General features: G+C 42.5%; 21 protein-coding genes. 7 read left to right on the top strand and 14 right to left on the bottom strand.

The genetic code is table 11. The features are described from left to right. Positions 1 to 19: 19 nt before the first annotated feature. The 3 genes from JKJ11_RS18895 to JKJ11_RS18885 all read right to left on the bottom strand — a co-directional run bounded on the left by JKJ11_RS18895 (position 20) and on the right by JKJ11_RS18885 (position 1309). A complete protein-coding gene (locus tag JKJ11_RS18895; protein WP_252039763.1) occupies positions 20 to 454 on the bottom strand; it encodes a YeeE/YedE family protein in 435 nt (144 codons plus the stop codon). 11 nt (positions 455 to 465) lie between these two features. Then, positions 466 to 882: a YeeE/YedE family protein gene (locus JKJ11_RS18890; protein ID WP_088878468.1), complete on the bottom strand. Its 417-nt coding sequence runs from the start codon at positions 880 to 882 to the stop codon at positions 466 to 468. A gap of 91 nt (positions 883 to 973) precedes the next feature. Then, positions 974 to 1309, bottom strand: a complete 336-nt coding sequence (locus JKJ11_RS18885; RefSeq protein WP_006072772.1) for an ArsR/SmtB family transcription factor — start codon at positions 1307 to 1309, stop codon at positions 974 to 976. Positions 1310 to 1470: 161 nt separating this feature from the next. Between JKJ11_RS18885 and JKJ11_RS18880 the strand changes: the two genes are divergently transcribed. Further along, positions 1471 to 3174, top strand: a complete 1704-nt coding sequence (locus tag JKJ11_RS18880) for an FAD-dependent oxidoreductase (RefSeq protein ID WP_252039762.1) — start codon at positions 1471 to 1473, stop codon at positions 3172 to 3174. A 73-nt stretch (positions 3175 to 3247) separates the two neighbouring features. On the opposite strand, the gene JKJ11_RS18875 is transcribed toward JKJ11_RS18880, so the two are convergent. The 6 genes from JKJ11_RS18875 to JKJ11_RS18850 all read right to left on the bottom strand — a co-directional run bounded on the left by JKJ11_RS18875 (position 3248) and on the right by JKJ11_RS18850 (position 8890). Beyond that, entirely contained in the window at positions 3248 to 3643 is a 396-nt protein-coding gene (locus JKJ11_RS18875; protein WP_006072776.1) for a cytochrome b562, read from the bottom strand. A gap of 118 nt (positions 3644 to 3761) precedes the next feature. Next, entirely contained in the window at positions 3762 to 4505 is a 744-nt protein-coding gene (locus JKJ11_RS18870) for a phosphatase (protein WP_124942068.1), read from the bottom strand. A gap of 97 nt (positions 4506 to 4602) precedes the next feature. Then, complete coding sequence (locus tag JKJ11_RS18865) at positions 4603 to 5079, bottom strand: RNA-binding S4 domain-containing protein (RefSeq protein WP_252039761.1); 477 nt, start codon at positions 5077 to 5079, stop codon at positions 4603 to 4605. Between the two features lie 104 nt (positions 5080 to 5183). Next, the gene (locus tag JKJ11_RS18860) at positions 5184 to 5669 is read right to left on the bottom strand and encodes a hypothetical protein (RefSeq protein WP_006072781.1); all 486 of its coding nucleotides are present in this window, start codon (positions 5667 to 5669) and stop codon (positions 5184 to 5186) included. 9 nt (positions 5670 to 5678) lie between these two features. Continuing rightward, positions 5679 to 7829, bottom strand: a complete 2151-nt coding sequence (locus JKJ11_RS18855) for an LruC domain-containing protein (protein ID WP_252039760.1) — start codon at positions 7827 to 7829, stop codon at positions 5679 to 5681. 125 nt (positions 7830 to 7954) lie between these two features. Beyond that, on the bottom strand, positions 7955 to 8890 hold the full coding sequence (locus tag JKJ11_RS18850) for a DMT family transporter (RefSeq protein ID WP_252039759.1): 936 nt from the start codon (positions 8888 to 8890) through the stop codon (positions 7955 to 7957). A 112-nt stretch (positions 8891 to 9002) separates the two neighbouring features. Between JKJ11_RS18850 and JKJ11_RS18845 the strand changes: the two genes are divergently transcribed. From JKJ11_RS18845 to JKJ11_RS18825, 5 genes are all read left to right on the top strand, one after another. Beyond that, entirely contained in the window at positions 9003 to 9902 is a 900-nt protein-coding gene (locus tag JKJ11_RS18845) for a LysR substrate-binding domain-containing protein (protein ID WP_252039758.1), read from the top strand. 136 nt (positions 9903 to 10038) lie between these two features. Then, positions 10039 to 10977, top strand: a complete 939-nt coding sequence (gene ylqF / locus JKJ11_RS18840) for a ribosome biogenesis GTPase YlqF (RefSeq protein ID WP_252039757.1) — start codon at positions 10039 to 10041, stop codon at positions 10975 to 10977. 119 nt (positions 10978 to 11096) lie between these two features. Then, on the top strand, positions 11097 to 13268 hold the full coding sequence (gene yccS / locus JKJ11_RS18835) for a YccS family putative transporter (RefSeq protein ID WP_124942064.1): 2172 nt from the start codon (positions 11097 to 11099) through the stop codon (positions 13266 to 13268). Between the two features lie 209 nt (positions 13269 to 13477). Next, positions 13478 to 13639, top strand: coding sequence for a hypothetical protein (locus tag JKJ11_RS18830; RefSeq protein WP_006072794.1), 162 nt, complete (start codon positions 13478 to 13480; stop codon positions 13637 to 13639). A 161-nt stretch (positions 13640 to 13800) separates the two neighbouring features. After that, positions 13801 to 15060, top strand: a complete 1260-nt coding sequence (locus JKJ11_RS18825; RefSeq protein ID WP_252039756.1) for a hydroxymethylglutaryl-CoA reductase — start codon at positions 13801 to 13803, stop codon at positions 15058 to 15060. Positions 15061 to 15111: 51 nt separating this feature from the next. Here the strand turns inward: JKJ11_RS18825 and luxQ are convergent, their stop codons facing one another. The 5 genes from luxQ to JKJ11_RS18800 form a co-directional block, all read right to left on the bottom strand. Further along, a complete protein-coding gene (gene luxQ / locus JKJ11_RS18820; protein WP_124942062.1) occupies positions 15112 to 17706 on the bottom strand; it encodes a quorum-sensing autoinducer 2 sensor kinase/phosphatase LuxQ in 2595 nt (864 codons plus the stop codon). Then, positions 17706 to 18809 carry an autoinducer 2-binding periplasmic protein LuxP gene (locus JKJ11_RS18815; protein ID WP_006072798.1) on the bottom strand — a complete coding sequence of 368 codons (1104 nt, stop codon included), beginning with the start codon at positions 18807 to 18809 and terminating at the stop codon, positions 17706 to 17708. Before JKJ11_RS18815 ends, luxQ begins: the two co-directional genes overlap by 1 nt. Before the next feature lie 75 nt (positions 18810 to 18884). Further along, entirely contained in the window at positions 18885 to 19169 is a 285-nt protein-coding gene (locus JKJ11_RS18810) for a GIY-YIG nuclease family protein (RefSeq protein WP_240205345.1), read from the bottom strand. A 61-nt stretch (positions 19170 to 19230) separates the two neighbouring features. Next, entirely contained in the window at positions 19231 to 19890 is a 660-nt protein-coding gene (locus tag JKJ11_RS18805; RefSeq protein ID WP_198558902.1) for a YceH family protein, read from the bottom strand. 50 nt (positions 19891 to 19940) lie between these two features. Continuing rightward, positions 19941 to 20156: a hypothetical protein gene (locus JKJ11_RS18800; protein ID WP_252040013.1), complete on the bottom strand. Its 216-nt coding sequence runs from the start codon at positions 20154 to 20156 to the stop codon at positions 19941 to 19943. A 190-nt stretch (positions 20157 to 20346) separates the two neighbouring features. Here JKJ11_RS18800 and JKJ11_RS18795 point away from each other — a divergent pair, with 190 nt between their 5' ends. Then, on the top strand, positions 20347 to 20664 hold the full coding sequence (locus JKJ11_RS18795; RefSeq protein WP_006072802.1) for a DUF496 family protein: 318 nt from the start codon (positions 20347 to 20349) through the stop codon (positions 20662 to 20664). Positions 20665 to 20790 lie beyond the last annotated feature (126 nt).

Raw genomic sequence — 20790 nt, 5'->3', positions numbered from 1 at the left:
CAATAAATACGGTAAGCCACTACGCTGCTTGTTTTCCGTTTTCTTTCCTTGAGATATTATCGCCAATGAACATACCAACCAACATAGTGACAACAAAACCCAATACGCTATAACTACCGTTTGCCATCGATGCAATTGCGGGTCCTGGGCAGATACCTGCAATCCCCCAACCTAACCCAAACAGAGCGGCACCGCTTAGTAGCTGACTATCAATTTTCTTGTTGTCGGACAAGCAGAATGAATCTGCACATACTGGCTCCTTTCTCTTGCGGATGATTAGCCAATAGCTTGGTGCAAATACCAATAATGCTCCACCCATTACAAACGCCAAATCAGGTGACCAATGGCCAGTAATGTCGAGAAAAGCAATGACATTCTTCGGGTCACTCATGCCTGAGATGATCATACCTGCGCCAAATAGCAAACCTGCAACGATAGATATCAACCTTTGCATATTCAAAACTCCTAAAGCACGTGTGTCATAACAAATGTGGTCAACATGGCCACCACCATAAAGGTTACAGTCGCCATTACTGATCGAACAGATAGTCGACCCATTCCGCAAATACCATGACCACTTGTACAGCCATTGCCTAATTTAGTACCCATACCCACGAGTAAACCTGAGATAAGAACTAATGGTGTTGACACGACCATAGCAACAGGGGCTAATCCAAACCATTTTGCGGTTGCTACTCCACCGACAACCATTCCCAATACGAACAATACACGCCAGCTTGTATCGCCGGCTCTTCCTTTATAGATTTTGCTCACTATGCCGCTAATACCAGCTACTTTGCCGTTGAACAATAGTAAAATAGTCGCGGAAAGCCCTAGCATCATGCCGCCTAATAACGATGCCCACGGAATTGAAAACTCCATTGTTACCTCACTAAGAGTTAAATCTAAAAATAATGTTAGTGGCGAAACTTAACGAAAATTTCGCAAATTGAACCCACTACAGAAAGCCCTATCAATGGCAATATAAACTATGTAATTGGCTTATAAGCCCTGCAACTCTCTGATCTTTTAAAGAGTAATAGACATGTTGAGCTTCTTTTCTTATCCCTACTAGCCCTGCTTTCTTCAATACTGACAGATGTTGGGAGAAAGCAGACTGGCTTAGGTTTGAGTTGGACTGAAGCTGGCCTGCACCTTGTTCGCCATCTACAAGTTGGCATAAAACAAATAGCCTATCAGGGTGTGATAATGTTTTGAGTACATCCGCTACATCGATGACTCGGCTTTTCATTTCCATTAAGTCCACAACGGCAGTCTCCACGATTTGATCATTTTGCATAGCGCGCATTATCTATCCAATTCATTACTTTAGTCAATACTTAATTAGCTTTTTAATATTTAGATGATTTTACATTAGACATTTCTAATTTTATTGATATAGTAACGACAAATGAACATTGAATGCACGTTTAGAACATCGCACCTAAACGACACTGACAGAGGTAAAGTATGACTAAGATTTTAATCGTAGGCGGAGTTGCAGGTGGCGCATCTGCAGCAGCAAGAGCTCGACGTTTGAGTGAAGAAGCCGAAATTATTATGTTTGAGCGCGGACCTTTCGTTTCATTTGCAAATTGTGGTCTTCCCTATCACATAGGTGGAGATATTACCGACCGTTCAAAGTTATTACTTCAAACTCCAGAGAGTTTCCTCGCTCGTTTTAATGTTGACGTTCGTGTTATGAACGAAGTCATTTCCATCGATAAACAGAACAAATTTGTTACTGTTCGCAACCTCGTTGATGGTAGTGAATATTCTGAAAGTTATGACTTTCTATTACTAAGTCCTGGCGCGGCTCCATTTGTACCGACCATACCAGGCATTGATAACCCATTGACTCATACCCTTCGCAATATCCCCGATATGGATCGAATCATAAAGACGATTCAAATGAATAAGCCTGAGCATGCAACAGTCGTTGGCGGTGGCTTTATCGGATTAGAAATGATGGAAGCTTTCCACCAGCTAGGAATCAGTACCACCTTAATAGAAATGGCCGATCAGGTGATGACGCCCGTTGATAAAGAAATGGCAGGTTTTGCACATGCAGAGATTAAACAAAGAGGCATTGATCTCAGATTGAGTGCAGCACTTGAATCTGTTGAGTATATTCCGAATGAACATATTGCCGATCAAAATGCTGGAGAGACAAACGAACATCAACATTTACAAGGCAAGTTACGTTTAACATTAAACAATGGCGATGCGTTAAATACTGATATGCTTATCTTGTCTATTGGTGTCAGACCGGAAAATACCCTAGCCCAAAACGCAGACCTCGAACTTGGTGCGTTTGGTGGTATCTCGGTCAACGAACACCTACAAACCAGCGACCCGTATATTTATGCAGTAGGCGATGCTGTTGAAGATCCTGATTTCATCACAGGAAAACCTAGCTTCGTTCCGTTAGCTGGGCCTGCTAATCGTCAAGGTCGGATGGCTGCTGACAACATGTTAGGCCGTAAAGAGAGTTATCAAGGCACACAAGGTACTGCGATTGTTAAGATCTTCGATCTTGCTGTAGCGTCCGTGGGTAAAAACGAAAAGTTGCTTAAACGTGATAATATCGCGTACGAGAAAGTATACGTACATACCGCTAGTCATGCCGGTTATTACCCTGGTTCGGAAATAGTCTCGTTAAAGCTATTGTTTAGCCCCGAAACTGGCAAAATTCTTGGTGCGCAAGCAGCAGGAAAAGACGGCATTGATAAACGTATCGATGTTTTAGCTGTGGCTCAACGTGCAGGAATGACCGTAGAGCAGCTACAACATCTTGAACTAACTTACGCTCCCCCTTATGGCAGCGCCAAAGATGTCATCAACCAAGCAGCCTTCGTTGCCAATAATATTTTAAAAGGTGATGCAACACCGATACATTTCGATGAAATAGATAATTTGAGCGCCAACCAGTTGTTGCTGGATGTACGTAATCCAGGTGAGTTAGAAAACGTTGGTTTCATTGACGGCGCAATTAATATACCCGTAGATCAGCTGCGCCAACGTATGGATGAGCTTCCTAAAGATAAAGAGATCATTATTTACTGCCAAGTGGGGTTACGCGGTAACGTTGCATATCGTCAATTAGTGAATAATGGCTATAAAGCCAAGAACTTAATTGGGGGCTACCGAACCTTTAAGTTTGCACAGGCATAGCGCTACCTATTTAATCTAAATCAAAAGGAACACTCAAAGAGTGCTCCTTTTTAATGTCCGAATTCGATATCAGTTAACCAAACAGACGCTTCCAAATACTTGGATTACGCTTGTCATGGTACTCCAATCTCAAGCTGTCCACTTCACGTAATGATTGCTTGGCCGCTTCAAGGTCACCCTGATCCAGTTCCGCATTGACTTCACTTACCGCGCCTGACAGCTTTTTGAAACCTTCCAAATACAATTCTGTTTTTTCTGGTGGATAATCACCTTGCTTTGAGTCGGCAATTAGATTTTCCAAATCAAGTACTGGTTTGCGCATTTCGTCAATGGACTGAGCTTCTGCTGCTTGTTTAAATGCTAACTTCATGGCTTGCATGTTCTTCTTGAGGTCCACCTCCTCTGCTAGAGCACTAGTAGAAAATAAAAGAACTGATGTAAGCAGGCTAGCCGTAGTTATTTTTATCATTATTATTCCTTTTGAAGATCAATTAGACCCCAGTTTCCTGAGGTCTGAATACCGAGTTTACTAAATCTCGTTACTACAACGTTAATGAAATTGTTTCTAAACGTTATTTACGCAAATCTTAGAATTCGGCAAACTCTTCTATCGGTGCGCGTCCTCTCAGCTCTAGGAAATCCAAGAATTGACGAGCGTTGTAAGTAATAATCTTATCCGTCGGCATTTCAACCGTAGTCAGCAATTCACTGGTCAGTTCGAATAAACCAATGGTATCGCAAAAATGTGAGTCACTGCCTGTAGTGATGTACCCACCCGCGCGCTTTACTGCTCGAGCGATGTCATAGCAGCGGTCCACACTTCCGACTCGGCTGTGCCCTCTCAGCGTTGAGTTATTGATCTCTATTGCGACATGATTGGCTGCCGCACAGTCCGCTACGCTTTGAAAATCAAAGTCAAAGTTCGGATTTCCCAAATGTCCAAGCGCATCCACATTGCCACTTTCAATTGTATTGATGAGCGCTCGAGTGTGGTCCTCCTTAGTAGAAGGTCTAAACACAGGTTCATGAAAGCTGCCAATAATCCAATCAAGTGCTTTGTATGACGTAGGATGTACATCAATGTCCCCATTCACATTAAGAATATTTGCCTCTACACCGCGAATAATAGCAACGTCAGATAGAAACCTTGGGATAACACGTTGGTTGGAGAAAAACCAAAAGTGAGGGGCACCTGGCATTGAATCAGCATGATCTGTAGTACACAGGACTTTTAATCCATGTTCTTTTGCCGCTTTAGCATTTTCAATAATGGTGCTGTAGGCATGCCCACTTGCATAAGTATGAGTATGCGTATCTACCTCAAATTTCATTGTTATCTCCTCTATTGCTATTAAGCCTCTATTATCAGCGGAAACTGTGGCACTTTAACGACAGCGAATATCGATTGCTCGCATAACGTAAATCGTCTTAGAAAAAATCGATACCGCCACGTCCGCTATTAGGGTCTTTTGATTTAGAGCGCGCTTTATTCGGCTCAGTAGATTTCTTTTTCTGTTTAGCCGATTGCTCTTTCGTCTTTTTTTGTTGCTTGTTCTGCTTATTTTGTTTTGACGAAGGCGCTGCTACCTCTGGCTGTTTAGGTTGCAGTTGTTTTCTTTCCTCAGGTTCAACAGGCGGTTTGTCACATACAACGACATAATATTCTTGGTTAAACTCAAAGAAGTCACCATCATACATTTTGCGTCGTTTTCGCGTTTCTAGCTCGCCATTCACCGCTACATAGCCTTCCGCTATAAAGTGCTTAGCTTCACCGCCGCCTCCAACAAGGTTTGCTACCTTAAATAGTTTGTATAGCTCGATTGGATGGCTTGAAACTTCGATACCAATAGCTTCAATCTCAATGGCATCGTCGTCATAGTGTTCGTCGTTGTATTCTTGGCTCATAATGTGATTTGAATCGAATATTTCCCCGCATTGTACTGTGTTGTTGACTAGCAAGCCATTAAAAAGCCCCGTAAAACGGGGCAATTCGTATTTTCCTCTTTTTCTCACCAAGCGAGGTTGTTACTACTCGCTGACACGAGTTTCTGAGCCGGTGGGTTACCATCATACGTCCAGATTTCAACTAAGAACGCATCAACGTGTTCTGCAGCTGAGAAATCGATTTGAGCACTCCCATTGTTCAGTGATGTAGAGGCGATTTTACTGTCGTACACTGGAGTGAGTACACCAGAGCCGTCGTCCTCATATTCTGTATAAACCGAGGCAAACGCTCTACCAGTTACGTCGTTACTTGCGTCAATGTCCAATGAGTAGTCTTCGATTGGCTTATAATCCAACGTATCCGGTATAGACAGATCACCCATTGTTCTTGATACTGACACTGTAACCGGAGCTGGAACCGGCTCAGGAGCGGCCTCGGTGGTATTCCCCGTAGAGCCCCCACCTGAAGAGTCGCCGCCACCACCGCCACCGCCTCCACAAGCAGTGAGTGTTCCGAAGGCAATTAGTAAGGTTATATATTTGGTATTCATAATCATCTCCTAAGGAACGTAACATTTGCCGGGCGTAGCATATTGCGATTCAAACCAGTTTTGAGCATTCTCTCCAGATGACTCTGCGTAAGTAGCAAATTGAGGATACGCAACCACCAAATCGATATACTCTAGTGGCCACTCCCACTCGTCATTTATTAATAGCGCCCAAGGCAGATTCTCTGCTGTCTTAAAGTACACGCCAGTATTTGAGTTGCTTACATCGACGCCTAAGCCAGCGAACATATCTGCATCAAATTGCTCAGTTGGTTCGTAGTTAGGTAGGTGCACTTCCCATTTACGCCCTGGTTCAGTAAACCCATCTCCATGATACGTATTGTCTGTAGCGAAAATGAAAGGGTCGTACGGCATAGCCATTAACCCAGTAGTAGTGCCGCTATTGTAGTTAACGTGAACCGTAAAGTTGAGTTGTACATCCTCTTGCTCAGCACATGAAGACAAAGTCCTATGGAAATCGCAACCGTCTACTTTAAATGTCGACGTATCGTTAGTGATGATAATAATCGCTTCATTAGAAATCAGTTCTAATCCACTTGAAGCCAATGTCTCGCCGTTTTGGATTTGACGAGTGGTAGCGCTATCAATATCGTCACGATTGACACCTTTGAGTCGGATAGCAAAGCCATTATGGTAAGATGCACCCACTGCCCCTAAGTAACCATCAATCTTAGATTTAACTACTTGGTCGTTTTTGAGAATTTCCGTGACGCGGTAACGCACAACAACATCGTTCATGTCATAGTCGGCGGTATAAGGCCAGTTATCCTCAAACGCAACAGTGGCGTAACCGGTGGCATTGGGATAATAGCGAACGGTGATGCCATCTCCAGTAACCGTAAGAGCATGATCCTCAACTTCACCACTCGTTGAACCACCAAAATAATTTAACCCTGTTTGTTGACTAAAGCGGAAACGACTCCAAGTTGTACCCACTGTTGCATCAATATCAGCTGTAAAAACTAGATCGTTGTTTCCCGCAGATAGCGATTCGTCGGTAAAAATCTGCTCCCCCGCATCCGCAAAGTCACCATCTTGGTTCCAATCTATCCATGCAGACAGATACCCAGAGGTGGAAGCATTAACCCTAACAATACTATCGAGCCCTGGTTCGACCGCAGTGACAAATCCCACACCGTTTTCATCATCAGTGCCTACTTCATCATCCGCTAAATTGTTATAACGTCCATCTTGTTCACCATCTGGTTCCCCACTTCCCAACCATGTACTACCGTCGAGCTCATGTCGTGGGCCATTGTCAGCAAGTTTTGTTGAGTAACTTTCCGGAGCATCTCCAAAATCAATGTTAGAGTCCTCATCTATCACTGGTGCATTCGCACATCGAGCGCCATCGTTTTGGTTCGAATTTGGACCATCGGCAAATTTGACAGCCGGAACTATGCCCGCAGCAATGTTTGCGGCATTACCCGGTGAAAGGTCAATGCGATAGATCTGACCATCTTGATTTCTCGACACATAATAGTAGCCATCTACATCGAAGTACCCTGCACCAAACGTACCCGTTTCGCCAGTATCACCAATATAAGTTTCATGACCTGTGCTAGCGTTAAACGAATATAAAGCACCCGAGCCGTTATCTACGCCATAGAGCTTGCCGTCGCTTGGATGGAAAGCGAAGTCAGTGAGACTTACTACCGCACGCGTCGTCACTCGATTAACCGGTAAAACCGCACTACTATCACTCGCGAGCGGTGAAAGATCGATAGTAAAAAGTCCTTTTCCTGTTCTATAAAGGTAATAAACACTTTCGTAGACATCACCGACATAAAAAGTGTGGTCAGTTGGTAAACCGGATGTATTCACGACTTCCGCTTGGAAGTCGCTCCCTAAGCGAACGATTCGCTTATTGCTAGTGTCATACCCATAGATATAACGGTTGTCAAAGTCGAAACCGACACCGTTAATGTTCACATTCATACCAGTATCACTTTGCAATAGACTAGTCGAGCCCGTAACAAGGTTGACACCATAAACTTGAACTGGATTAGATTGGAAGAGATAGGCTTTGCTTGGGCACGTATCAAACGGCGCGGCGTTGCTAGACGTACTAAACAATAGTCCGCTCAGGGCTAAGGAAGCCACCAGTCGTTTTGTGCCTTGTGGTAACATCTGTTTTTTCATCTGCTGTTCCCTGCTTATGAATGATCAATCAGATGTCTACAAAACTCATGCCATATATTTATTTACAATATTTCAAATAGTTATACTTTCCATTAAATCTATTTTCAATCTGCAATTCAATTTAGCTAACCTGCGACGGAAGACTTTTCTTTATGAGAAATAATGACCTTTTGAGGAGGAAATACCGTTGTTAGAACACTGGTAATTACAATGAGCATTAAACCAAGTAACTGTGTGTGACTGAAATCAACATCAAACACAAGGAATTGCCATAACGCTGTGAAAGCTAGATTGCTATAGATTAAAGGTGCTAATTGGGAATTGCTATCAGCAGTTGAATAGGCTTTGTGTCGCGAAACCTGCGTATTGATAATCAATAGTGCCATAATCGCTAAAGCCAAAAGAACCCCAGTATTTACAGCATTGTCGCTGAAAATACTCACATGAGAAGTCCAGTGAGAAAACGTCACAATCGGTAGTAGAATTAAACTCGCAATACCAAATGTCCAAGCATTAGTTTCTAAACCTGACATTTCCGTTTTTGACGCTTTATATAGGCTTAGTTGAGAGCCAGCATTAAAGAAACCCGCCAATAAACCGACCAAGAGTTCAGGCTTGATAACAAACCCACTACCATTATTGGCCAACATTATCACTCCAATAAATGTCATCAACAGCGCCACGATTGTTGAACGATGAAGTTTAATATTGAAGATTACCTTTTCCAAAACTGCGATAAAAATAGGCCCAGTTCCAAATAGAACTACACTTTCTACCAAAGAGAGCTTATTCAATGCATAGATAAAGCACAATTGGCACGCCCCAATACACAGTGCTCTTACAACGAGTAATTTGGCCATGGCAACATTAGGCCTTCTTATCTTAGTGAAAAGCAGTATCAAAAATATGAGCAAAGCAGGAAGCGCAAATCGTAAGAACGCCAATGTGGTCACATCAAGGCTTTCAGACAAGAATTTAGTTAATAACCCAGTGACAGATAAGCTAAGTGTCGACGATAACATATAGAAAACAGGAGTATGGGTTAGTGAAATTTTAATCATGTATCGTGCTCGCGAAATGTGTCTTTTGGGCTAAATTATAGTGATCGCGATCACTGAAAAATACTGAGTAATTATTAATGATTATGTAAGTTTTACTTACATAGAGTGATAAATGAAAAAATACCTTGCACTCAAATCCATCTATACATTCGTAGCCGTAGCCGAAACAGGAAGCATGTCCGAAGCGGCACAAAAGCTATTTGTAAGTCACTCAGCTGTAAGTCAGTCAATTAAATCATTAGAAGAACAACTCGATACTAAGCTGTTTCTTCGAATTGGACGGCGCATAGAGTTAAATCAACAAGGCCGCCTTTACTATAAAAAAGTTGCGCCTGCTCTAGAGAAAATTGTTGAAGCTAATGAAGCATTGCTTAACAAAACCGTGACAAATAGGCTTACTGTAAACATGGTTAACTCATTGGCTCTTCACTGGTGGATCCCGAGAGTAACCAATCTCCAACATTTTGCTCCAAATCTGGATATCCGTATTTCAAACTTAATTGGCAGTTTTAACCTTGAGAGAGAAGGCGTCGATATCGCCTTGATTCACGGTAAAACAGACGAATGGCAAGATTATTATTGTGAAAAACTGGGTGACGATGAATTGGTGTTAGTGTGTAGCCCTAACCTACTCGATAAACACGCAGTTATATCACTCGACGCTGTGCTAGGGGATTATCCTAGCATTTTGGTTACTAACGATAGACGGAAATATGATTGGGATACATGGTGTAATGCCAACGCTTTAACACTCCCTAGATACCATAATCACCTGATTTTTAATGCTTCTGTACAAGCTATACATGCCACCATCAGAGGCTTAGGCATACTTGTCACTCACCGTTTGTTTATCAAAGATGAAGTGGAACAAGGACTGCTGGTTGAACTTGGTTCCCCCATCCCAAATCCTTATCAAGCGTTCTACTTTGCGTGTTCTCCAAAGAGTTTGAAATACGAAAGTGTTATTACGCTAAGACAATGGCTGCGTACCGAGTTCGGCCAAAAAGAGTAGTCGATATAAGCGCTTGCTCCACCTATTATTCAAGAATTTTGCGACAAAAACTTCGCTCGCCACTTGAATGCAGGGCTTTACTATCTCGTTGAACCTCCTACAATGTGCACAAATTTCAAAATATAGGTTTTCACTCATGTCTATCCAATGGTTTCCAGGCCACATGCACAAGGCTCGCAAAGAAATCGAAGAAGTCATCCCACAAATAGATGTCATTATTGAAGTGCTTGACGCACGTATTCCATTTAGTAGTGAAAACCCTATGATTTCTCAACTCCGTGGCGACAAACCTGTCGTCAAGGTGTTGAACAAACGTGATTTGGCGGATCCAGAAAAGACGGAACTTTGGATCGAGCACCTAGAGAAAGAGCAAGGTGTTAAGGCAATGGCCATCACCACATCTAATTCTCAAGAAGTGCATAAAATTCTTGAACTTTGTCGAAAACTCGCGCCGCACCGTGAAGAGATTGGTAAAAACATTCGCACGATGATCATGGGAATCCCAAATGTTGGTAAGTCTACTATCATCAACACCCTTGCCGGCAGAACCATCGCAGTGACAGGCAACCAACCTGCCGTTACTCGTCGTCAACAACGAATTAACTTGCAAAACGGTATCGTGCTTTCTGATACTCCGGGGATTTTATGGCCAAAAGTCGAAAACCCCCATAGTGGTTTTAGATTGGCGGCTACTGGCGCAGTAAAAGATACCGCTATTGAATACGATGAAGTGGCGTTCTACACCGTGGAATATATGGCGGCTCAGTATCCAGAACGTCTGAAAGAACGTTATCAGATCGACGAAGAACTTCCTGAATCTGATTTGGAACTTATGGAGCTAATTGGTCGTAAACGCGGTGCTTTACAATCTGGTGGTCGTGTTAACCTTCACAAAGCTTCCGAGATTCTACTTCACGAATTGCGAAACGGTACTTTAGGTCAAGTCACTCTTGAATTACCTGAAATGATTACTGAAGAGCTCGTTCAAGTGGAAATCGAAGCTGCACGTAAAGCGGAAGAGAAAGCTAAACGCAAAGAAGAACGCCGTAAACGTTACCTAAAGAACAAGCGTTAATTCCTCACCTTTTGCTATTAGGAAGAACGAATGTTACTCGTTCTTCCTAGAAAACAGTCATTTATAAGCCACAGTAGTTTCTGCTAGAATAACGGTTTTATCAGATACAGCATTCTATTGTGAGCATTCTTGGTCAACTTCGCCTTCAATGGGCCAATAAAACGTTTAACTACAGTGTGTTAATGCTCATAGCGCTATTAGGCGTTGTGATTCCAGCTTGGTACTTCGAGCAACACACATGGGTTACACCATTAATTCTCGGCGTCATCGCCGCTGCGCTAGCCGAAACTGACGACAATTTCTTCGGGCGCATTAAAGCCATCACCCTTACCCTCATTTGCTTTGCCATTGCCGCATTTTCTATAGAGATTCTATTTAACATACCTTGGTTGTTCGCGATTGGGCTTTTTTGTTCAACGTTCCTGTTTATTATTCTCGGAGCCATCGGCCCTCGTTACTCTAGTATCGCATTCGGCTCATTGTTACTCGCCATCTATACTATGCTCGGAGCGCATGAAAGCACGAACATTTGGTTCCAGCCTTTGTTACTACTAGGTGGTGCGAGTTGGTATTACTTAGTTTCTATTATTTGGAATAGTTTCTGGCCAATGCAACCTGTTCAGCAAAGTCTCTCTAATGTGTTTAATGAATTGAGTTTGTATCTAGATGCTAAAAGAAACTTATTCCACCCTACGTTAAACCTGATTCCACAACCGCATCGCTTAAAAGAAGCTAGCCTTAATGCATGTACCGTCTTCGCGCTCAATGCTTGCAAATCGACGTTATTGAACCGCTCTCGACGTGGTCACGTCGATGGACCAAGTGATCGCTTTTTACAGGTTTACTTTATCGCGCAAGACATTCATGAGCGCGTAAGCTCAAGTCACTATCGCTATCAAGAGTTGGCGACCCAATTTTCGCATTCTGATGTCCTGTTTCGTTTCAAGCATGTATTGGAAATGCAGGCTAAAGCCTGTAAAGAGATCGCCTTTGCACTTAAGTTGGGGAAAAAATACTCTCACAGCAACGACTCGATTAAAGCGTTAGTCGAATTACAAGATTCAATTGAGTATCTGGAGCAACAAAATAATCCTGAATGGTCGCCTTTATTAGTTCAGCTAAATTATCTGTTTAATAACTTGGCTACTGTAGAAAAGCTACTTAGTAACGTCAGTAATCCGGATAGTAACGTTTTAGAAGACGGGATACTGGACGACACCAACCCACATACGTTCACAGCGATGTGGAATCGAATCAAAGCAAGTATGTCGAAAGAGTCGATACTGTTTCGACATGCCGTTCGCCTATCAATAGCGCTGACTATTGGCTATGGCATTATTCAAGGCTTCAATCTCGATCGAGGCTATTGGATCTTGCTGACGACACTCTTTGTGTGCCAGCCAAACTACAGCGCAACACGTCAAAAGCTCTCAGCGCGAATTGCAGGTACACTTGTTGGGTTATTTGTCGGCGTCCCTTTACTTACTCTGTTCCCTTCTCCTGAGAGCCAACTGTTCCTGATTGTCCTGTCTGGCGTGATGTTCTTTGCATTTAGAATCAACAATTACGGATACGCTACCGGCTTTATCACAGTTCTTGTGCTGCTTTGTTTTCATCAGCTTGGTGAAGGTTACGCCGTGGTATTGCCACGTCTGATGGATACACTTATTGGCTGTGCTCTAGCAGTAAGTGCCGTCTACTTTATTCTCCCGGATTGGGAGTCGAAACGTATGCACAAGATTATGGCGAATTCGCTGAGGACAAATCGAAGATATCTAATGCAGATTATCGGTCAATATCGTCTGGGTAAAAAAGATGACCTGAATTATCGTATCGCCAGACGCGATGCTCATAATGCCGATGCTAATCTTTCGACTGCGATTTCAAATATGTTGGCGGAACCAGGACGTTATCAAGTGGACACCGATAAGAGCTTTCGCTTCTTAACGCTAAGTCATGCGCTTCTCAGTTATGTATCGGCTTTGGGCGCGCATAGGCAACGACTCGAAGACGAGTCAATCCACCTTCTCGTCTTGGAGGCACATAGGACCATAAACCATCATATCGAATTACTAGAAAATCAACTTGAAGGTATGGGGAATGAAAATAACGTAACTACCGTTGATCAGTTTGATATACACCGACGATTAATAGAATGGCGTGATGAAGATGATCGTTCGGCTCGTATGGTCCTGCAACAATTACACTTAATTTATCGAATGTTGCCCGAATTCCACGCGCTAACTGACGCCCTGACACAACCACATAATGAGGGCACCAAACAGGTTTAGGTCTCGCTGGGCCCCGCCATTCAGGTTGCTTCTATTTATTGTAAGTGAAAGCAACCTGACTATTCTTACAGTTCAATTAACTGTTCCTTACAATACTCGGACAAATTCTCATCAGTTCAACGATAGATTAAGCATCAGCACCATATTACGATGTGAAGATGAACGGAACTCAGACTGCTTTACTCAACAATTTAAATAAAGGTCATAGAATGTCGACGCAACAGTTTGAACAGTTAAGAGAACAACTCAAATTGCTATCTCCTCAGCAATTAAAAGCGTTACAAGGTGAAATTTCCAACCAACTTTCCCCAAGTGCTGCGAGTCTACTTAGTGACGAAGAAGTCAGCGCTCTGACACAACTATTCCAGTAAATACCAACCGTTGTATTGTTTCAAAGTATTGCATTTTCTCTCAGTAACCCATTGGATTCACGTGTCAAAGTAATAAGATGTCACATAACCGCACTGGAACTCCTTGTATCTGAGTGTTAGGTGGGTAGAATCCCCTTCCAAACTGTTTTACTAAGATCCGCATGCCAAAAGTTAACCTTCATAAACGTGATTACCTCACTAGTATTGATAAAGATCTCACTTTGACTGAGTTCGATGCTAAGTTATCACCTAAGCAACATACACCTTCTCGAAAAGTGAATCGCAGCCCTTATCTAACTGCTCGTAATGTTGACTACCGCTGGGGAATTCTTGATAACTCGGAAGCCAAGTCACAATTACTCGATGCTCATACCGAATCCCAAATGGATAGCTATGCCAAAAATATCGAGTTTTTCATAGGCACTCTAAAAGTGCCTGTTGGTACAGCAGGTCCTCTACGGGTGAATGGGTTATTTGCACAGGGCGACTATCAAGTCCCGTTGGCAACAACAGAAGCCGCTCTTGTCGCTTCTTACAACCGAGGTGCTAACCTTATTACTGCTTGCGGCGGTGCTAGCGCTATGTTGCTTAATGAGGGCGTAACGCGCACCCCTGGTTTCGCCTTCAAGTCGTTAATTGAAGCCGGAAAGTTTGTGGCTTGGTTAGTAACACAGTTTGACCACTTTAAACAATTAGCTGAATCTACAACATCACACGGAAAGTTAAGCGATATCAACGTCAATATTGAAGGTAATCATGTTTATCTGGTATTCGAGTATTTGACAGGAGACGCTTCAGGTCAAAACATGGTGACCATAGCAACCAACGTTGTATTTGATTACATCATGATGCATACCCCTATCGAGCCTGATTATGCGTTTCTCGACGGTAACTTATCCGGTGATAAAAAAGCCAACTCTCAAACCCTACGTAGCGTTAGAGGCAAGAAAGTCACCGCTGAAGTTCTTATTCCAGCAAGCTTAGTCGAAAAATACCTTCACACTACCCCAAAAAAAATGGCGCAGTTTGGTCAGATGACCACGGTTGGCGGAGCGCTCAGTGGTACTATCGGTATCAACGCACATTACGCCAATGCGTTAGCAGCACTCTATATCGCTTGTGGGCAAGATGCCGCATGCGTTGCAGAGTCTGCTATTGGCATGACGCGTATGGAAGTGACTGATGCGGGCGAGTTGTATGCTAGCGTAACCTTACCAAACCTAATGGTTGGTACGGTTGGGGGCGGCACAGGCTTACCAAGTCAAAAAGCCTGCTTAGATTTACTAGGTTTGCATGGAACCGGTAACTCCCAAGCCTTGGCGGAAGTTGCAGCAAGCCTTTGTTTGGCTGGTGAGCTGTCGATTGTTGGTGCATTTTGTGCTGGCCATTTCTCCAATGCCCATCACAAGCTCGCTCGTTAGTCCATACCGACGACTAAAAACAGGGAAGCGAATTGCGCTTCCCTGCCTTAATTACTTCTCTACCGCCTGGTTTGCTCCTAGGTGATAATGATATTGTTTGAAGTGTCGTAATGCTTCGTACAGAGATTTCTCTTTAATCGGTTTCACAATGACAAAATCTGCGCCAGCAGCAAAGAAGGCTTGTCGGGTTGAATCTAAATTGTCTGCGGTACAAGCGTAGATAGGAACTTTTTGATTAATCGTATTCCGAATTCGTTTAGTCACTTCAATACCTGATACGGAAGGTAATTGGTTGTCCATTAAGATCAACTCAAACGACATCGTACTCAGAATCTCTAGCGCTTCCTGCCCGTCTTTAGCCCAAATCACATTCATACCGTACTTTTCACAGAAGGCTTTGGCAATAAAGGCGTTGGTATGGTTGTCTTCTACCAGCAGCACATTTACTACTTCAGAAAACAAATTGAAATCGATAACCGTTTCTTCAACACTTTGTTCAGCTTGCCCGATTGCTGTTTCTACGGGTAACCTAACTTCGAATCGAGTCCCGCGACCTACCTCACTACTTACATTGATTTGACCATCAAAAATAGTCACTAAGTTTTTAACAATCGCTAACCCAAGACCACTACCACCATACTCACGTGTCAACGTTGCTTCCGACTGAACAAATGGGTCAAAAACCTGTTGAATTTGATTACTAAGGATACCAATACCGGTGTCTTCGACATGAATAGTTAACCAATTGGTTTTACTCGAATCTGTGGTTTTAAGCGCAAAACTTACCTTAACGTGCCCTTTGTGGGTGAACTTTATCGCGTTACTAACTAGATTGAACAAAATCTGATTGAGGCGAACCTGATCTGTATTTAAGGCTGTATTTTCATTTAAACCATTTTGGATAACGAGCTCAATATTCTTATGATCGCAAAGAGGCTTATATATACCCTCAATCGCAGTAATCACTTCTTTGAACTTGAAGTTATGTTTTTCAAGCTTAAAGCTACCATTCTCAATTTTGGAGAAATCTAAAATATCGTTCAACACTGCCAGTAGGTGTTCACCACTGTTACAAAGCACTTCAATTTGTTCTTGATATTTACCATCATCACCTCCTTGCTTAAGGAGCTGTGAAATACCTAAGATTCCATTTAATGGTGTACGAATTTCATGACTCATTTTCGCTAAAAAGTCAGTTCTAGCTTTAGCTGACCATTCGGCTTCTTTACGAGCTTTAATACTTTGCTTTTCTGCCTCGACCAATTTAGTAATGTCTTGGCCCTGTGATAGCACCAACGTACTGTCATCCCTAGTCTGAATCGCGGATAAACTCCACCTAAAAACTTTTTCTCCGATAGGAACATCAATACCTGTTAATGTCGCCCCCATACTCGCCTTCATAACAAGTGGCGTCATCTCGTTCACAAATAGAACAAAGCTCTCGCTGTTTGACTGATTTAATTCTTCAAACAGCTCTAATGATTTTTTCGCTGCCGGGTTAATTTGGAGAATAGTGGCTTTCTCAGTCCAGACAATGATTGGGGAAAGAGAAAAATTGAATAGATCTTGGAACAGTTTTTCTTGCTCTGACAAGCGTTCAAAAGTATTGCTTAACGTGTTACCAATATGATTGAACTCATGGATACTTGAACCAGCAAACCTCTGAACCCGCTCTTTATTTACAGCGACTTTGGTGTAAACCATCAGCTCAGACAACTCTTGAGTTACTTTTCTATTTAGCCAGCGCCTAGTTAAAAAAGATATGGTGGTTATGACGACAAGCGAAAGAAAAATCCAAAATAAATAGCTATTACGTAGTGCAAGAACACTAGGGTTTCGCTGTACTGAAAAGATAGTCAAGACATCTTGTTTCGTCCCGACAGTTAAGTTTGTTTCAGTGATCAATAAACGATTTAAATCTGTTTCTCCGCTATAAATCAAATCAGAAATTGATTTAAGCGTATAGTTGTCATCAGGTGAAATGGTCGACGCAATAAATTTATTACCAAAACGCAGAATAACATCATCACTATTGCTGCCACGCAACAAGCTAGCTAACAAACCTGCATTGTCATCTAGAACAACGCCAACAAATAGGAACCCAAGGACTTCCCCCGACTCGCTTTGGATAATTGGCGTACGTCGAATCAAAGTGTGCTTAAGTCCTAACTGAGAGTCAGTAACCAGTGCATTCCAATTACTGTGGATGTCTACTTTGTGAAAAAGCTCATTTAAACTAGAAGACTCCAAACCATAGAAAAGAGCATTGCCGTCATCCCAAATCACATCACTTAAATGACTGATAAATCGAAAGTCTGGAGAATGGATTGGCTCAAGGTTGTCTTCTCGGAGAAAAAAATAGTCTAACGAGCGAGAATCATGATTGTTGAAAAAACTCTCAACCGTATCACTTTTGGCATTACTGTCTTGCAAAATTTGTAACGAAGCGAGGCGATATTCGAAGAAGTTATGTATTAAACTACTCGTTTGGCGCGAGGTTCGTTGCACTTCTTCTTGCACGATATCTCGGCTTAAATGCCAACTTTGAATCAACACCCCTACAGTAAAGATCGTCACTACCCATACAACCGTACGGGTAATAAGCGTCGCGAGTGTTTTATGTTTATTGAAGTTCGTTAGTGGCATCAGCTTTTATCAGAATATCTAAATGCTTTCTTTTTCAATTCATCGATCCTTGATTGAGAATCTTTACTGGTAACTAGTTCAAAATCACCGGAATAAACCGTTGGTACGGGCTTTCCTTCAAGGTCCCACTTAATAGCTTCCGCCATTGCAACACCAGTGTCGTCATTCATTCTCATAACGGTTACATCAAGCTTATTATTAGCGATTGCATCAAGTTCAGCAGACCCTCCTCCCCAACCATTAATAACGATATCATTGCGTTTAAGCTGCTCTAGAGCATCAACTGCGCCTAGAGCTACATCCGTTGAGCAAGCATAAATAAAGCTAATGTCTGGGTTCTGTTGCAAGCTACTCAATGCCGCCTTGTAGCCACTCTCTTTGTTCGCTTTTGTGTAATAGGATGAAGCGAGTTGATAGTTACCCGAGTCTTCCATGTCTTGGATAAATGTACCGCCACGTGCATCGCTAACGTAACCTTCTGAAAAATACAAGACAGAATAGGAATGGTTATTTTCAAAGCGCTGTTTAAAGTAATCTGAGAGTAGATGACTGCCAATCACGTGGTCAAAACCAACATAAAGAAACGGAGGGTTTTCATCCCATGCCCTCACTGGAGTCGTGATATTCTGCAAGATGAGCTTGGTGTCAGTTGAATGAATTACGTGCTCAATGAACTTACGATGACGTGTCGTATCTAGTGTAAAAATCAAATAACCGGACTTGTTTTTTACCGCTTCCATCAGCGAAACACTTTGCTGTCGCAAATCAATATTAGGTCGAGTAAAAACTTGGTTAAGCTCGTAGTTAATACCAAGTTCTTCCATACGTGTCTCGAAGGCTTTGATGTTCCTAACCCAATAATCAGACACCTGTTGACCGGGGTAAACCACAGATATTGTCACTGGTTTATTTTGCTCGACAGAGAGTGGTGTTGGCTGTCGCCTAACAACCTCGGAAAGTTCATTGGTAAGCTGTTCTTGAACAGGATGGGCACGGAGATATTCTTGGTAATCCCAATAGCCCGGCAATATTTCACTCGCTGCCGACTGAGTGGCGAATGGAATGATTATGGAAGCTAGCAAAGTTGAATAGATTCTGTTCATGTGTTGCTTATCATTATTCTGTTATAGAACAAGTGTATACAACATCTATGTGTTCAGCCAGTCATCTTGCTACAGTTATTTTCGCTCGAAACGGACAGCCTGCTTTACTAGATGTTCTTTCTGCGCTTTCCTGAGCTTCTTGATAGCTATTTCTGTTTTCAGAGCTTCACTTTTGTTTTTTTCGGATTGACTCCACACAAGCTGTAAAGGCCCTTTACCACGCAGCGCTTTGGCTCCTTTACCTTCTTGGTGTTGTTTAAAGCGCCGCTGTAAATCATTAGTAATACCGCAATACAACGCCGAATGAGACGTTCTAACAAGGTAAACAAACCAAGATGGCTCTTCGTTTTCAACTTCCATGACTTAATTTCAAAATACGCCAAAAAAACAAGGGTAGCGATGATTGCTACCCTTTCTCGCATTACATAAGTGAATTGACCAGCGCTTTGAGCTCACTAAGCTCAGACTTTAAAGATTCAACTTCTTGCTCTAGAGCTTCAATACGCTCGGTCGTCGGAGTGGAGACGGAAATAGGACCAGCAGATTGCTGTGCAAACTCCTCAATGTCGATTTCGCCACTAAATAGGTGCATGTATCGAGACTCGCGTTTACCCGCCTCTCTTGGGAGTTTAACGACAAGAGCGCCGCCTTCACGACTGCTCATCGCATCTAAAACAGCTTCTACCTCTTTAACATCCGTGAACTCACATAGACGGTTAGTTCTGGTACGTAATTCGCCTGGAGTTTGAGCGCCTCTCAACAGCAAGCAACATACAATACCTTTTTCCTGAGCGCTCAGTTTTAAGTCACCAAATTCCGTGTTGCAGAACCTATGTTGAAATTTCGATACACGGCTATTAAAGCCACTTTCATCGCTCACTAAACGGCGAGAAATCAATGCTTGAGCTGCATCTTGAACTTCGGCTTCTGACAAAGATAACACTGGGTCACGATTGCTTTTTTGATTACATGCTGTTGTTAGACTATTCAACGTAAGGGGATAGTGATCGGGCGTTGTCACTTCTTTTTCGATAAGGCATCCGATAACACGAGCCTCGACCAAGGAAAGTTCTATATTCATTGTTATATCCTTTTATTCGCTTTAAACCTTACAGAAGTAAGCATACGTACCTAGTGTTCAGAAAGAAACGGAACCCTAATCAAATTGCCATCTTGGTCGACCATCACAACCTTACTACGGTTGAGCTCAACTTCCGTCACTTCCAGTCGAGAGCGCTCGTTGATATAAGCCCCCTTCAGTTTCTTTGACGGCGAAACTTGAGGTTCCTCTTGATTGATCACTATGTCACTTTTGAATTGAGGAAGTGTTTTAGAGTGAGGTAACATGGTTTTCTTTAAATTGACAAACATTGGGTTCGGAAATCATAGCGCTAAGTGAGCTATTAACTCAATTGTTTCTTTCTTGAGTGATGACATTATGAGCAATAGACCGTCAGTATTGATCTAAGGGCTGTTATAACGAGTTTTGTTATGCTTTAATCAAGCTAGATTTTGACAATAATTTAGGAAAGGACTTATGAGTAGCGTATTCGAGATCGTTGCACAAGCACGTCGTAAGAACAAACTAAAACGCGAGCTTCTAGATAACGAGAAAAAAGTTCGTGATAACCGTAAACGTGTAGACTTGCTAGAAAACTTGATGGACTACATCAAGCCTGAAATGACTCACGATGAAATCGTCACCATCATCAAAAACATGAAAGCAGACTACGAAGACCGTGTTGATGATCACATTATCAAGAGCGCTGAGATTTCAAAAGCTCGTCGTGATATCAGCCGTCGCATTCGTGAACTGACTGAAGAAGACAAGCAAATGGTTCAAGGTAAGAAGTAATCGCCTAACCCGATTTATAAGCCCGCTTTTAAAGCGGGCTTTTTTTTAACATCTTACTCAACAAAAACCGTTCTTCGTAACTAAGGTCAGGAGAAAAAACGTTTGCGTAATCGCTAACCCTCTCCG

The organism is Vibrio sp. SCSIO 43133 (assembly GCF_023716845.1).
Taxonomy (GTDB): Bacteria; Pseudomonadota; Gammaproteobacteria; order Enterobacterales; family Vibrionaceae; genus Vibrio; species Vibrio mediterranei.
The sequence above is the reverse complement of the archived record's forward strand: the minus strand, read 5'-3'. Positions and strand labels throughout refer to the sequence as shown.